The organism is Saccharibacillus deserti (genome assembly GCF_013618475.1).
Lineage (GTDB): Bacteria > Bacillota > Bacilli > Paenibacillales > Paenibacillaceae > Saccharibacillus > Saccharibacillus deserti.
Map to the genome: position 1 here is coordinate 248,871 of NZ_JABJVN010000006.1, position 13,736 is coordinate 262,606.

Below are 13,736 nucleotides of genomic sequence, written 5' to 3' on the forward strand. Positions count from 1 at the left end.
GCAGGCTTGCGCTTGACTCTCAGGTAAACCTGAGGGTTTATGGTGACGTCAGAGCGAAACGGAATATCCGTTTCAAGCCGAAGGAGGAAAATGGATATGGAGAAGAAACTGAAGCCGGGCGTACAGGCCGCGATCGGTTGGACAAGCTTCGTACTGGCTTTGTATGCGGCTTCGGCCGCGTATCACCGGATGGAGTATTCGGGAATCGTTCAACCGGTCCAGCGTGTGGTTCAGGCCCTCATTGTGGTCGGCATCGTGGTGCCGACCGTGCGGGTTCTGTGCCGGCGGGGCGCGGGAGAATTTCCGCTGCGTTTTCGCGGCGGGGCATGGAAGCGCGAAATCGGCGCCGGACTTTTCGCGGCCGGCATCGCGTGTGCGCTTGCGGCCGCCGGCTTCGGAGCCGCCCATAGTCTGGGCTGGATCGTTGTGGAAGAAGTCCGGTTTACCGGGCCGCTGCTGAGCGCGATGGCGTTCAATCTCCTGATTGCGCTGCTGTACGAGGCCCTGCCGGAAGAACTGGTCTTCCGCGGCCTGATTCCCGATGCGCTCGGCCGCCGGATGCGGTCCGCAGCCGTTTTCCTGCTGGCGCCGATTCTGTTCGTGCTGGCACCGCTCGCGGCGCGAGGGCTGCAGGCGGCGACCGGCATGGATACCCAGGCCGTTACGGCCGATTATATGGTGCTTCTGCTCTTTTTTGCCGTGGCGCTGCAGTTCGTCCGTTCCGCCCTGGGTAGTCTTGGAGGCAGCATCGGGTTTCATCTGGCTTATCTCATGCTGGCGCGTTTCGCCGTGTTGGCCGAACCGGGAGAAGGCTTGGTGCGCTACGTCGAAGTCGAACGGGAGACGGGAAGCCTGTTCGTGCTGTTCCTGACGGTCGTGGTCGGCGGAGCTTCGGTGTTTGCCGCTCTGGCCGGGCTGCGCCGCCGGTCTGCCCGGAAGCGGAAAAGCCGGGCCTTGCCCCGGACGGATCGTTCGGGATAAGCTCGCACAGAAGGAAAGGAGGCGTCTTATGCACGAAAAAAAGTACAAAGTCGGCGAACTGGCCCGGCGTTCGGGCATCAGCATAGCCGCGCTCCATTATTATGAAGAACTTGGTCTGCTGCAGCCCGAGCGTCACCCCGACTCCGGGTACCGACTGTACGGACCGCAGGATCTGGTGCGGCTGCAGGAGATCGCCGTATTGAAAGCGATGGGATTCAAACTGTCGGAGATCGGCGGGATGCCCACCGAGACCGGACAGCCGCGCGGAGAGGCTTGGAAAAGCGCGCTGCTCCGGCAATCGGAATGGATCGATACTCGGATGCGGGAACTTGCGGCCATGCACAAGCTGATCGAATCCGGTTTGTTCTCGATCGAAGTGAACCGGAAGGTCGTTTTGGAAGACATGGCCGATTTCGTGCGCCAGCTGGGCGATTTCGACTCTTCCCGAAGAGGCGAAGCGCGCACGGCATTCTTCACGGGGGACGAGCTGCTCAGGCTTCCGCAGCCGGTCGAAACGGGACCGGCGGCCGAGGCCTGGGCGGCGCTGCTGCGCCGGCTTCGCGAGAGTCTGCATCGCCCGCCCGATGCGCCGGAGTCGCTCGAGCTCGCGCGCGATCTGCTGGATTACGCGGCAGAAGCTTTCGGGGGCGACGGGCAGCTGCTGGAACGCTACTGGACGTTCGTCCGCCCGGGCGCAGGCGAATCCGCCCGGGTCTACGGTCTGGATGCGGAAATATCCGCCTATATCGAAGCGGTTACGGACGAGTATCTGCGCCGGAAATCGGACGAATAAGCCGGGCTTCCGCGCTGCGGTAGAGCGCTGCCTGTGCGCGTTGAATACCTGCGCCGGTCCGGCTGCACAGCAAGGAGCGGCTTCGCATGAAGCCGCTCCTTGCTTGCCCGGTTTGCAGCCTCGGACTATTCTACTGCGCCATCAAGCGGCGCTATCTCGCTATATCCGCCATTGCTTCGCGCAGCGTCGGATACCGGAATACGAATCCTTCGCGCAGGAGCCGCTCCGGAGCTACCCAACGGCTCTTGAGAACAAGCTCCGTCTCGGTACGGATCATGGCGGAACCAAGCTCCAGCATCCAGACGGGCGCGGGCAGGCCGGATCTGCGGCCGTACGCTTCCCGGATGATGCGCATCTGCTCGGTATTGGTCACCTGCTCCGGCGCCGAAGCGTTGAAGATCCCGGAGAGATCCGGGCGTTCTTCGATAAATTCGATCATCCGGCAGAGGTCCTCGAGATGAATCCAGCTGAAACGCTGGTCTCCGGGTCCCTGACGGCCTCCAAGACCGAATCGGACCAGATTGACGTAAGGCGTCGTTACGCCGCCTCCTTGCCCCAGTACAATCGCGATCCGCAGCACCGCTTTGCGCGTACGCGGCGTATCGGCCGCCCAAAAAGTTTCTTCCCAGGCTTTGGCGACATCGACCGAAAATCCGCTGCCGATTTCCCCGTTCTCCTCGGTCATGGGCCGGTCGCGGGCATCCCGGTAGATCGTAGCCGTGCCCGAGTTGATCCACAGCTTCGGCGGTTGGGAACAGGCGGCCGCCGCTTCGCCGAGAATTCGCGTCGTTTCGGTGCGCGACTGCAGAATATCGCGTTTGTTGCGTTCATTGTACCGGCAGTTAACCGATCGGCCGGCCAGATTGATCAGCAGATCCGCGCTTTCAAGCGCTGCGCGCAGGCCTTCGGAATCGTCCCAGGCCGTATGCTCCGGCTTTCTGGAAATCATCCGTACGTCGTATCCTTTTTTCGTGTATCGTTCCCGCAGCGCTCCGCCGATAAATCCGGTGGCTCCGGCAAGTACGATTTTGCGTTTCTTTTCCTTTAAACGGTCCGGGCCGGTCATCTTATTCCTCCTGACGTCGATTTGCAGTCGTTTCGGTATGAATCTTAACAATTTATACCCTTAATCTCTTCACATCGACCTCCGATTTGACGATAAAGCGAAAAGGATGCAATCTAACTGTATGAACGGATCAAGAGCCGGAAGGGCTGCGTGCTGGAGGAGAAATGCAATGGACAGATACCCGCTAATCGGAGAGGATAACCTTCCGACGGAGAGCGAATGGAATATCCTGCTGATCGGAGGCGGGAGCGAAGAATTCAGGGGATTGACACGTCTGCTGGACGGCTTTCAATTCGAGAGCCGCTCCACGCGGCTGCTTCATGCTGTGACCCCGGAAGAGATCCGTCTGATGTTTGCGACAGAAACGGACATCGCGGTGGTGATGCTGGAACTGTGCGCTTCGGCCGATCGGCAGGCGCTCGAATGGGTCGGATATATCCGAGAATCCCTGTCGAACGCGGCCGCGCGGATCGTCGTGGTCGCCGACCCGGTCTGGGAGGAAGAGGAAGAAGAAATCATGCTGGGATACGACATCAATACGTTCCGGCTCAAAGGGGAATTCGACGGGAGCACAGGCAAGTTCAAGTCGGCGCTGATCGGTTCGCTGAGAGGCTACCGGGATTTCAAGAAAACCGAAGACGAGAAAAAAAGTCTGGATTACGTGGCGCTGTCTTCCTCGCTTGTCCTCAACGCGGGTTCGCTTGAGGAACTGGCCCGGGATGTTCTGCGCCATCTTGCGTCGATCCTCAAAACCTATCCGTCTTCGGGGGGCCTGGTGCTGCAGAAGAACGGGCAGCAGTGGCGCATGCTTGCGGCCTCCGGCGAATACGTCAAGCTGAATGCGGCTTCGCTGCCCGAAGAGGTGGAAGACGTTCTCGCTTTGCTGCGGGAATTTAATGCGAAATCTCCGATCCCGGACGGTTTCAGTTTCCATTCCCCGAGTGTGATCGGCCCGGAGCGTCTGATCTTTGTGGAAGCCTGCCGGATGCCCAGCGACTGGGAATACTATCTGGCCGAATCGTACTGTGCCAACACGGATGCCGTATTCGAGAATCTGGAACTGCGTCACGAGATCGAAAGCACGCAGAAAGAAATCATCTATACGCTCGGCGAAATCGCGGAAACCCGCTCGCAGGAAACGGGCTTCCATGTCAAGCGCGTAGCCGAATACACGAAGCTGCTCGCCGTAAAATACGGGCTGCCGGAAGAAGAAGCCAATCTGCTTGCATTGGCCAGTCCGATGCACGATATCGGCAAGGTGGGCATCAGCGATTCTATCCTCAACAAGCCGGGAAAGCTGACCGAAGAGGAGTATGCGACGATGCAGAATCACGCGCGTTCCGGCTACGAGATGCTGAAGCATTCGAGCCGCCCCATCCTCAAGACGGCGGCGATCATCGCGCTTCAGCATCATGAAAAATACGGAGGGGGCGGATATCCGCAGGGACTGAGCGGCGAAGAGATTCATCTCTATGGACGGATCACCGCGATCGCCGACGTATTCGATGCTCTGGCAAGCGACCGGGTGTACAAGAAAGCCTGGCCGATCGGCGAGATCGTCGAGCTGTTCCGAAAAGAGCGAGGCAAGCATTTCGACCCGAAGCTCACGGATCTGTTTCTGAGACATTTGGATGAGTTTTTGGAAATTCGTGCCCGATATACGGATGAGAAAGTGTTCTGAATTTCTTTTTACTGGGTAAATTGCCTATTAGGTATTGCTTGACCATAAGAACTTCCAAGTAAAAACTGGAGGCTGTTCCGGGTGCCGCTAAAAGGAAAAATGAAATCCGCCTACGTACTGATCGCTTTGTTTGTTACGGCAACGGCTGTTTTTTGCGGCGGATGGGAACTTCTTCGACAGCGTTACGTTTCCCCGACCCCAAATTTCGTCGCTTCCCCCATGATGAACCCCAACCAAACGTTTGCCACTTATCTCAAACCTTCCGTTTCCCAGCATCCCGATATTGCCGCCGGCAAAGAAGCCCTGCTTGAGAATGTTCCCCGTGACTCCGTTTTCTATCCCCGATGCTACAACGTTCAGACCGACCGCTACGAATCCGGCAAGGAAGTCAATCTGGCGCTGTCTTCCGATGTCGGACAGAACACCATGAGCAACTTCGTGCTGTCCTGTTTCACTTATTCGCAGCTCTTTATCGTTCTGTCGCTCAAAGCGGTCTGGAATCTGACGGTCAGCAAAGTGACGGGAAAGTGACGGGCAAAAAGACTAAGTGTTACAAAACCCAGCGCTGCGGCTGAGCTTCGGGCCAAGCGTTTCGAGGAACCTTCCGCCTGCGGCGCGAGGTTCTTTCGTCTTTTCGATCCGGAGCGGTCCTTAAGCCGCTTGTACTCGGGCCCGAAATTTGGGAGAATAAGAATGAATTTTACCGTCCAGTCCAACAGCCACTCCAATATACCGGGTCCCGAGCGGACTTCCGGTTTTTTAAAATGAAAAGAGGTTAACCATCATGAACAGCAAACCGTCCATTTACGGACTGACTTTGGAGGCTATGTCCGACTGGCTGACGCAAAACGGGGAAAAGAAATCCCGCGCCGCGCATATCTGGGAGGCTTTGTATACGGCAAGAGTAAGCGACTTTTCGCAGATGGCCGCAGTGAATGCCGCTTGCCTGGACCTGCTGAAAGATCGCTTCTCGCTGAATACGATGACCGAATTCGTCAAGCAGGAAGCTTCCGACGGTACCGTCAAGTTCCTGCTCCAACTGCATGACGGCAGCCTGATCGAGACCGTGCTCATGCGCAAAAAGTACGGCTTGTCCGTCTGCGTCACGACGCAGGTCGGCTGCAATATCGGCTGCAGCTTCTGCGCAAGCGGTCTGATCAAGAAAAGCCGCGATCTGACTGCCGGAGAGATCGTCGAGCAGATCATGACCGTGCAGCATTATCTGGATGCGGCCGGGAACGGCGAGAAGGTCACCAATATCGTCGTCATGGGCATCGGCGAACCGTTCGACAACTTCGAACATCTGATCCAGTTTCTCGAAGTGGTCAAAGACCGCAAGGGACTGGCGATCGCCGCGAAGCGCATCACCGTCTCGACCAGCGGCATTCCGTCCAAGATCCGCGCCTTCGCGGACCTCGGTACCCAGACGCATCTGGCGATCTCGCTTCATGCGCCGAATAACGATCTGCGCACACAGATTATGCAGATCAACCGCGCTTTCCCGCTCGAAAAACTGATGGACGCCGTCCGCTACTACCTCGAGACGACGAACCGCCGGATCATGTTCGAATATATCCTGCTGAGCGAAGTCAACGACGGCCTCGAAACGGCCGCGCAGCTGGCCGATCTGCTGGACGAATTCAAGGATCAGGCCAGCATCAATCTGATTCCTTACAATCCGGTCGACGAACACAGCCAGTATCGGCGCAGTACGCCGGAAGCGATCAACGGCTTCTACGACGTGCTCAAGAAGCGCGGCATCAACGCGACCGTCCGGATGGAGCACGGCACCGATATCGATGCCGCCTGCGGACAGCTGCGGAGCAAGCAGATCCGCAAAGACGAACAATCCGTCCGTACAGGCACGGTTGCGGCGGGTTGATCGCATTCGGCATCAACCGTTTCCGATAAGTTAAGCGCGCCCTTTGCGGGGCGCGCTTTTTGATTTGCTTGTCTTTTTTGGAAGCGCTATAATCTTCACGAATTCCGAATTGCCCAAAGGGGGAAGACGACATGATCCGCAAAGTCTCGGTCATGAAAGTATTCAGCGAGCATCACGAAGAATACCGGCGCCGGCACGACGAATTGTGGCCGGAGATGGAAGCCATGCTGAACGAACACGGGATGCTGAGCTACTCGATTTATCTGGACGAAGAAACGGACAGCCTGTTCGCCTATCTCGAAATCGAAGACGAAGCGCGGTGGGCACAATCCGCCGATACCGAAATCTGCCGCAGATGGTGGGCCTACATGAAAGACATCATGGAGACGAACCCGGACAACAGTCCCGTATCCCGCGAGCTGAAGCCGGTCTTTCACCTCGGCCGCTGACCGCCGATCGCCCGGGCGGAGAATTTCTTCTTCTCCGCCCGGGCACAAAAAAAGCCTGTCCGTCAATGAATGCCCCGCATCGCTTTGCGGATGATCGGAGCCAGCAGCAGCAGTACAGCGGCCAGCGCCAGCGCCGCGCCTCCGATAATGCCGAAATACAGTGTCTCGTTCTGCTCCGAATACAGCTGGCTGATCAGGGCGTTGAGCGCCTGCGCCGCCGCGGGTGCGAGGAACCACAGGCTCATCGCCTGCGCCGAGAAAGCGGCCGGCGCAAGCTTGGTCGTCGTCGACAAGCCGACCGGCGACAGACACAGTTCGCCGAGCACGACCACGAAATAGCTGAGCACCAGCCACAGCGGGCTGACGGGTCCGCCGCCGCCGAACTGGCCGGGGATCAGGATCACAAGGAACGAGAGACCCGCGAACAGCAGGCCAAGCGAGAATTTGACAGGAACGCTTGGCTGCCGGTCGCCGAGTTTGGTCCAGATCCAGGCGAATACGGGAGCCATAACGATGATGAACAGAGGATTCGCGGACTGGAACCAGGACGGTTCGATCTGAAGGCCCATAAAGTCCAACTGCGTCCGTTTATCGGCATAGACGCCGAGGATGGTCGAACCCTGTTCCTGAATCGACCAGAACATGACCGCCGCGATAAAGAGCGGGATATAGGCCAGCAGCCGGGAGCGCTCGATATCGGTCGTTTTGCCGCTCCGGTACATGACGGTGAAGTAGGCGATCGGGATCAGGACGCCGAGGATGCCGATCGTGAACGTAAACGAACGGATCGTCAACCAACCCTGCCAGGCCGCAATCGCGACAATGCCCGCAGCGACCAGCGTACCCAGTCCGAGAGTGGTCAGTACGCGGCCCCGTTCTGCGCGGGTCAGAGGATTGGGTACGACCGTTCCGGCCAGTCCCAGCGATTTTTTGCGCGTGAACAGAAAGACCAGCAGACCGGCCAGCATGCCGATCGCCGCCAGGGAGAATCCGAGGTGATAGTCGACTTTCTGGCCGATCGTTCCGACGATCAGAGGAGCGATGAACGCGCCGAGATTGATACCCATATAGAAAATGCTGAAGCCCGCGTCGCGCCGATTGTCGCTGTCCGCATACATCTCGCCGACCACGCTCGAGACATTGGGCTTGAGCATGCCGGTGCCGATGATGATCAGGCCCATCGAGATGAACATGGTGTTGGCGCCGTAAGGCAGGGCGAGCACCACGTGACCGATCATGATGAGAACACCGCCGCAGAACAGCGAACGCGATTTGCCCAGGATCCGGTCCGCGAGCCAGCCTCCGATAATGGTGGACATATAGACCAGCGAGCCGTAGATCGACATGATGGCGACGGCCGTCGACTGCGTGAAGCCCAATCCGCCGTTGACGGTCGTGTCGTAGATGTAATACAGAAGAATCGCCCGCATGCCGTAGTAGGAGAACCGTTCCCAGAACTCCGTAAAGAACAGGGTCAGCAGCCCTCTCGGATGACCGAAGAATCCCGTCTGCGGCACGCTGTCCACGATATTTTGGCGGGTAAGCTCCGCTTGCCCTTTTTGTTTGCCTTTCATAATACCCCTCCGTCGATGTTTGACCCTTAGATGTGCAGATTGCAGCGTGCTTTTTAAAATAAAGGATTGTGAAAGATTGAACAAGTATTTTTCGATAATCGAACCCGCTGGTACCGCCCAAATGTGCTGAAGACGTTTTCAAGGCCTTATTTCTTTTCTATACCAACAAATCCGTTGCACTGACGCGGTAAATCAATTACGATCTTAAAATGATTGACTGGCGGGTAACGCCGGTCATCCGCTTTATCCAGAGAGAAACCGGGGGAGAAACATGGCCAATACTCAGATTTTGATTTCGCTTGCCATTTATTTGGCGGGCATGCTGTTAATCGGCTGGATTGCGTATAAGCGCACATCCGGCTTGTCCGATTATGTCCTGGGAGGCCGCAGCCTGGGACCTGCCGTTACCGCTTTGAGCGCGGGCGCGGCCGATATGAGCGGCTGGCTGCTGATGGGTCTGCCGGGCGCGATGTTTACCCAGGGACTCAGTGCGGGCTGGATCGCCGTCGGTCTGACGGTCGGCGCCTATGCCAACTGGCTGTACGTGGCTCCGCGCCTGCGGACGTACACGGAGGAGGCGGGCGATGCCATGACGATTCCTTCGTATCTGGAGAACCGCTTCGGCGACGGTACACGGATCATCCGATTGGTGTCGGCGCTGGTCATTATCATATTCTTCACCTTTTATATTTCGTCGGGCATGGTGTCGGGCGGGGTGTTGTTCGAATCCAGCTTTGGCCTCGATTACCGGACAGGCTTATGGTTGGTGGCGGGAGTTACGATTGCTTACACGCTGTTCGGCGGTTTCCTGGCCGTCAGCTGGACGGACTTCGTGCAGGGGCTCATTATGTTCCTGGCGCTGGTGATGGTCCCGATCGTGACGCTGCTCCACAGCGGCGGCGTCTCGGGTTCGCTCGGCGAGATTCGCGCGATCGATCCATCCCTGCTCGATCCGCTCAAGGATGCCAGCGTGCTCGGTATTGTCTCGCTGCTGGCCTGGGGCTTGGGTTATTTCGGCCAGCCGCATATCATTGTGCGTTTCATGGCGATTTCTTCGGTCAAAGAGATCAAAAAAGCCCGCCGGATCGGGATGGGTTGGATGATCTTCTCCGTTGCGGGAGCGATGCTGACCGGTCTGCTCGGCGCGGCCTATTTCTCGCGCAGCGGCTTGAACCTGGCCGATCCGGAGACGGTATTTATCGAACTGTCCCGCATCTTGTTCCATCCGCTGATTACGGGCTTCCTGCTCGCAGCCCTGCTTGCCGCCGTCATGAGCACCATCTCTTCCCAACTGCTGGTCACTTCCAGCTCGCTGACGGAAGATTTGTACCGGATCTTTCTGCGCCGCGGCGCTTCCGAGAAAGAACTGACGCGGGTCAGCCGTCTGGCGGTGCTGGTCGTCTCGATTGCCGCACTGGCGCTGTCGTACACCAAAAACGATACGATTCTGACGCTGGTTGCGTATGCCTGGGCCGGCTTCGGCGCTTCGTTCGGCCCGGTGATTCTGCTGAGTCTGTATTGGAAACGGATGAACCGCTGGGGCGCGCTGGCCGGCATGGTTGCCGGCGCTCTGACGGTTATCGTCTGGGCCAACATACCGGTACTCAAAGAAACGCTGTACGAGATCGTACCGGGCTTTGCCGTCAACTTGATCGCTATCGTGGCGGTCAGCCTGCTGACCGGCGCACGCGGAGGGCAGCGGACGAACAAGTAAAGGCCGCAGCTGCGGACGGATCCGAAAACGCGCCTTTTCCAGGGGCGCGTTTTTGCTGTGCCGATTCGCCCGAACGTCTTCCTTTTCATCAAAAAGTGTCCGAAAATATTGCCTTCATTAAAGAGAAATCGTATGCTGAATGGGAATATCGGGAAGTTCCGCAGAATGCCGGGAATTTACGCAACGAATCTTCGCGCAGTGCGTATACAGTTGGCGTAAACCGATGCATGGCCGTAAATGGGATAGGGAAACAGAAAGGGGACTGCCGAATGGATAAAGACATTGCCGTCATTTTGTTCGAAAAAATGGTCGGAGGCGAATTGAGACAGATCGAAGAGCGCCCGTGGAGCATGAATATGGTAGCGGCGCTTGAACATGCCAACTATCTGGTCGTTCAGGGTAAAGAATATGAAGCGGTCGAAGGCCGGCTGAATGTCGATACGGGCAAGCTGGAGCTGCTGCTCGTGCCGATGCACGGCTGACACCCGGCGGCGGAACACGCAAGCTTTTCGAAGGAGGGACAAGAACGTTGGATCATACGGACAAAGAGCGTTATACATTGAAAGCGGAATCTTCGGACACGGGTTCCGGTACGCCGGAAAAAGGCAAAGCCAAAGAAAGCGGTCCGGAGCGGGAAGCAGGCTTCAGCCGGCCGGTCAAGGTCCTGTCGACGTCGCTGGGTCTTGCCCTGCTCGCCAATACGGCCTTGATTCCGGGAGGAGCCTTGGCTTCGAACGCATCGGGAGGTTCTTCCGAGCCCAAGCTGGTCGAGTTTTCGACGGAAGAGGTCAAGCAGTACTACGATCCGACGGTCGATTGGAGCCTGCCGATCACGGAAGAAGATCTGAAGGAGCAGGAGCAGACGACCGCGCCGTCCGACGGTTCGGAAGGCACGACGGTCGTCAATAATTATTACGGCGGGTACGGTTCCGGCTTCGGCTGGGGCGATCTGATGCTGTACCATTTCCTGTTCAACAATGCCGGCGTCTACTCGTCGCGCGGCTGGTATAACAACCGCCGCGGCTACTACGCGGGATCGACCCGGCCGTATACGCCGCGCACCTACAGCAGCGGCAGCTTCCAGAACCGTTCGGTAAACGGTTCGACGGTGCGACCGAAGACCTCGAATTCCACAGGCAAAATCACACGCCGCTCCACCTCTTCGGGTTCCGGCGGCGTAGGCGGCAGATCCAGCGGACTCAGCTCGTCGGGTTCCAAGTCGTCCGGTTCGAAGTCCGGCGGCTTCTTCGGCGGATGAGCGGGATATTTCGAATCGCGGGCACGCCGTCGGAAGACCGCGCGGCCCGCGTAGAGGAACTGCGCGAACTGGGCTTTGCCTGGGCGGATTATGAAGACGAACGGTACTGGATCGATCAGGCTGCCGTTATGGACGAATCGGTTCATGCCGAGCTGGACGAAGCCTCGCGCCGTCTGTGGGGCGTGTTCGACAAAGCGGTCCGCTATGTGCACCGCCGCCGCAATTTGTACGAGCTGATCGGAATTCCGCCCGTGCTGTGGAACATGCTCGATCAGGCCCCGGTCGCGGAAGAAGCGAAGATCAGCCGCTATGCGCGTTTCGACTTTGCCGTGACGGAAGATCCCGACGCGCCGAATCAGGCCCGGATCAAACTGCTGGAGCTGAACGCGGATACGCCGACCGGCTACGTGGAGTCTTCGATCGCGACGCCCTGGATGTGCGAACGGGTCGGGGTTCGCAGTATGAACGGGGCGATGCCGGAGCGGGTGAAGTCCGCCTGGGCCTCCGAACGGCCCGACACGGCGGCGTGTATCGCTTACGGCGAGCATGAAGAAGACTCGGGCACGATCAAAGCTCTGGTTAAGCACAGCGGGCGCGATATGCGTCTGGTCGATTGTCTGGAGCTGACGATCGACGACGGTCTGGTCAAGGATGGCCAAGGGCGGACGATTGAGCGCATGTTCGCTTTGTACCCCAAAGAATGGATGTCGGTCGACGATGGCGGCGAAGCGCTCGCTTATGCGGTCGAGAGCGGACAGCTCAAACTGTTCAATCATCCCCACGCTATTCTGCTGCAGTCCAAAGGCATGATGGCCGTCATCTGGGGGCTGCACGAACTGGGTATGCTGTACGACGAGCAGGAAAGGGAAGCGATTTCCCGGTACATGCTGCCTACATACACCAAGCCTTTGTTCTCCGGCGACTACGTATCCAAGTCCATGTTCGGCCGCGAAGGCGGTTCGGTGCGGATGTACGGACAATCCGGGGAATTGGAACTGCAGGACGAGGAAGGCTACGATACGAGCGGACTGTTTCCGGTCGTGTATCAAAAAAGAGCGGATCTGCCGCGCGTAACGACCGCCGAAGGCGAGTTTCACCTGCTTGCGGGCATGTTCGTGATCGACGGCGTTCCGTGCGGCATGCTGGGCCGCGCCGGAGGACTCATTACCGGCAATGCCAGTCATTTTATCGCGTTGGGAGTGGAATAGATGCTGCGAAATATCGAAAGGTCCGCGGACCCGGCAGGCCGTCAGGCGGCTTCCGAATCCGTTTCCGGACAAGCCCGGGAGCCCGGAACCGAACGAACCCGCCGTCTGCGGACATGGGTCTGGCTGCCTGCGCTGCTGATCCTGGTGCTTGTACTCGGCGCCTGCTCGAAGAGTTCCGTAACGAGCACGAATGCCGACGACGGACCGGGTGAAAACACCGTGCCGTGGGATTACCGGATCCAGGAAGGTTCGGTCGGCGATTTGATCGGAAGCGATATGACCGTGCTGCCGGACAACGAGCTGCTGCCGAACGACAACAATTACGCGACCGGCCAGCAGGTGTGGACGCTGCAGTCGATGAGCGCCACGCTGACGACCGACGAACAGGGACGCAACGACGTCCAGCTGTCCGGTTGGACGACGCTCAAGTCGTACCCCGACGAAGCGGCGGCGAAGACCGATCTGGAAAACCTCAAGGTTTCGGTCACGACGGATGTGGACGTGGTCGGCGTGTACAAAACGGAATACAACGGCGAGACGCGCAACTTTGCCGTGCTGGAGCTGCCGTCGGGCAACCGGATGAAGCAGCCCGTCGACACGTCGCGTTACGACAAGCTCAAAGACGTCAAGACCGTTTCGGTCGTGCTGGAAGAAGTACATGACTTTGCCGATTACGATCTGGCATATGCGAAATTTCGGGGGTGGGCCAAGTGATGGAAGATTTGGGATTTGACTGGGTAACACTGTACAACCTTGCGGTCAGCTTGATCGCGATTATCGTGCTGCAGATTTTGGGCATGCTTATTTTCTTCATCAAGACGCCGTTCAACGATATGGAAGAACTGCGCAAAGGCAACGTAGCCGTAGGCCTCGCGCTCGGCGGCAAGTTTATCGCGACCGGTATCATCCTGGGCATTTCCGCCTACACCAATACGTCGATCTGGTACATGGCGATCTGGTTCGTGGTCGGACAAATCTGTCTGGTGATCGTCTATTACGTGTTCGAACTGCTGACGCCGAAGTTCAAAATCTCGGATCAGTTGGAAAAAGGCAATGTGGCTGTCGGTCTGCTGCTGGGCGCGGTATTTATCGGCACGGCACTCTCGATCAGCAGTCTGATTATCTGATTG

The 13,736-nt window shown here is 58.0% G+C and carries 14 protein-coding genes; 12 read left to right on the forward strand and 2 right to left on the reverse strand.

From position 1 onward, the window contains the following. Positions 1-96 precede the first annotated feature (96 nt). Both HOP44_RS16335 and HOP44_RS16340 read left to right on the forward strand, forming a co-directional pair. Positions 97-981 (forward strand): CPBP family intramembrane glutamic endopeptidase, encoded by an 885-nt coding sequence (locus HOP44_RS16335; protein ID WP_172255194.1) that lies wholly within the window; start codon positions 97-99, stop codon positions 979-981. 28 nt (positions 982-1,009) lie between these two features. Further along, complete coding sequence (locus HOP44_RS16340) at positions 1,010-1,774, forward strand: MerR family transcriptional regulator (protein ID WP_172255196.1); 765 nt, start codon at positions 1,010-1,012, stop codon at positions 1,772-1,774. Positions 1,775-1,925: 151 nt separating this feature from the next. Here HOP44_RS16340 and HOP44_RS16345 read toward each other — a convergent pair whose 3' ends face one another. Beyond that, the gene (locus HOP44_RS16345) at positions 1,926-2,840 is read right to left on the reverse strand and encodes a TIGR01777 family oxidoreductase (RefSeq protein WP_172255198.1); all 915 of its coding nucleotides are present in this window, start codon (positions 2,838-2,840) and stop codon (positions 1,926-1,928) included. Positions 2,841-3,009: 169 nt separating this feature from the next. Here HOP44_RS16345 and HOP44_RS22860 point away from each other — a divergent pair, with 169 nt between their 5' ends. From HOP44_RS22860 to rhaM, 4 genes are all read left to right on the forward strand, one after another. Beyond that, the gene (locus HOP44_RS22860) at positions 3,010-4,521 is read left to right on the forward strand and encodes an HD domain-containing phosphohydrolase (RefSeq protein WP_172255200.1); all 1,512 of its coding nucleotides are present in this window, start codon (positions 3,010-3,012) and stop codon (positions 4,519-4,521) included. 81 nt (positions 4,522-4,602) lie between these two features. Continuing rightward, positions 4,603-5,052, forward strand: coding sequence for a hypothetical protein (locus tag HOP44_RS16355; RefSeq protein ID WP_181286078.1), 450 nt, complete (start codon positions 4,603-4,605; stop codon positions 5,050-5,052). Positions 5,053-5,305: 253 nt separating this feature from the next. Further along, complete coding sequence (gene rlmN, locus HOP44_RS16360) at positions 5,306-6,403, forward strand: dual-specificity RNA methyltransferase RlmN (RefSeq protein ID WP_172255202.1); 1,098 nt, start codon at positions 5,306-5,308, stop codon at positions 6,401-6,403. 131 nt (positions 6,404-6,534) lie between these two features. Next, positions 6,535-6,852: an L-rhamnose mutarotase gene (gene rhaM, locus HOP44_RS16365; RefSeq protein WP_172255204.1), complete on the forward strand. Its 318-nt coding sequence runs from the start codon at positions 6,535-6,537 to the stop codon at positions 6,850-6,852. Positions 6,853-6,914: 62 nt separating this feature from the next. On the opposite strand, the gene HOP44_RS16370 is transcribed toward rhaM, so the two are convergent. Continuing rightward, the gene (locus HOP44_RS16370) at positions 6,915-8,426 is read right to left on the reverse strand and encodes a peptide MFS transporter (RefSeq protein WP_172255206.1); all 1,512 of its coding nucleotides are present in this window, start codon (positions 8,424-8,426) and stop codon (positions 6,915-6,917) included. Between the two features lie 271 nt (positions 8,427-8,697). On the opposite strand from HOP44_RS16370, the gene putP reads away from it, so the two are divergent. From putP to HOP44_RS16400, 6 genes are all read left to right on the forward strand, one after another. Continuing rightward, entirely contained in the window at positions 8,698-10,140 is a 1,443-nt protein-coding gene (gene putP / locus HOP44_RS16375) for a sodium/proline symporter PutP (RefSeq protein WP_172255208.1), read from the forward strand. A gap of 269 nt (positions 10,141-10,409) precedes the next feature. Next, positions 10,410-10,622 (forward strand): hypothetical protein, encoded by a 213-nt coding sequence (locus HOP44_RS16380; protein ID WP_172255210.1) that lies wholly within the window; start codon positions 10,410-10,412, stop codon positions 10,620-10,622. A 47-nt stretch (positions 10,623-10,669) separates the two neighbouring features. Next, complete coding sequence (locus HOP44_RS16385; RefSeq protein WP_246369866.1) at positions 10,670-11,398, forward strand: hypothetical protein; 729 nt, start codon at positions 10,670-10,672, stop codon at positions 11,396-11,398. Further along, the gene (locus HOP44_RS16390) at positions 11,395-12,606 is read left to right on the forward strand and encodes a glutathionylspermidine synthase family protein (protein WP_172255212.1); all 1,212 of its coding nucleotides are present in this window, start codon (positions 11,395-11,397) and stop codon (positions 12,604-12,606) included. Before HOP44_RS16385 ends, HOP44_RS16390 begins: the two co-directional genes overlap by 4 nt. Beyond that, a complete protein-coding gene (locus tag HOP44_RS16395) occupies positions 12,607-13,320 on the forward strand; it encodes a hypothetical protein (RefSeq protein WP_246369868.1) in 714 nt (237 codons plus the stop codon). Then, on the forward strand, positions 13,320-13,733 hold the full coding sequence (locus HOP44_RS16400; protein WP_172255336.1) for a DUF350 domain-containing protein: 414 nt from the start codon (positions 13,320-13,322) through the stop codon (positions 13,731-13,733). The genes HOP44_RS16395 and HOP44_RS16400 overlap by 1 nt, the downstream gene beginning before the upstream one ends. Positions 13,734-13,736 lie beyond the last annotated feature (3 nt).

Bases quoted from the DNA above. Each gene is read 5' to 3' on its own strand.
- HOP44_RS16340 (WP_172255196.1), top strand. From the start codon at position 1,010: ATGCACGAAAAAAAGTACAAAGTCGGCGAACTGGCCCGGCGTTCGGGC.
- rhaM (WP_172255204.1), top strand. From the start codon at position 6,535: ATGATCCGCAAAGTCTCGGTCATGAAAGTATTCAGCGAGCATCACGAA.
- HOP44_RS22860 (WP_172255200.1), top strand. From the start codon at position 3,010: ATGGACAGATACCCGCTAATCGGAGAGGATAACCTTCCGACGGAGAGC.
- rlmN (WP_172255202.1), top strand. From the start codon at position 5,306: ATGAACAGCAAACCGTCCATTTACGGACTGACTTTGGAGGCTATGTCC.
- HOP44_RS16395 (WP_246369868.1), top strand. From the start codon at position 12,607: ATGCTGCGAAATATCGAAAGGTCCGCGGACCCGGCAGGCCGTCAGGCG.
- putP (WP_172255208.1), top strand. From the start codon at position 8,698: ATGGCCAATACTCAGATTTTGATTTCGCTTGCCATTTATTTGGCGGGC.
- HOP44_RS16400 (WP_172255336.1), top strand. From the start codon at position 13,320: ATGGAAGATTTGGGATTTGACTGGGTAACACTGTACAACCTTGCGGTC.
- HOP44_RS16335 (WP_172255194.1), top strand. From the start codon at position 97: ATGGAGAAGAAACTGAAGCCGGGCGTACAGGCCGCGATCGGTTGGACA.
- HOP44_RS16370 (WP_172255206.1), bottom strand. From the start codon at position 8,426: ATGAAAGGCAAACAAAAAGGGCAAGCGGAGCTTACCCGCCAAAATATC.
- HOP44_RS16380 (WP_172255210.1), top strand. From the start codon at position 10,410: ATGGATAAAGACATTGCCGTCATTTTGTTCGAAAAAATGGTCGGAGGC.
- HOP44_RS16390 (WP_172255212.1), top strand. From the start codon at position 11,395: ATGAGCGGGATATTTCGAATCGCGGGCACGCCGTCGGAAGACCGCGCG.
- HOP44_RS16345 (WP_172255198.1), bottom strand. From the start codon at position 2,840: ATGACCGGCCCGGACCGTTTAAAGGAAAAGAAACGCAAAATCGTACTT.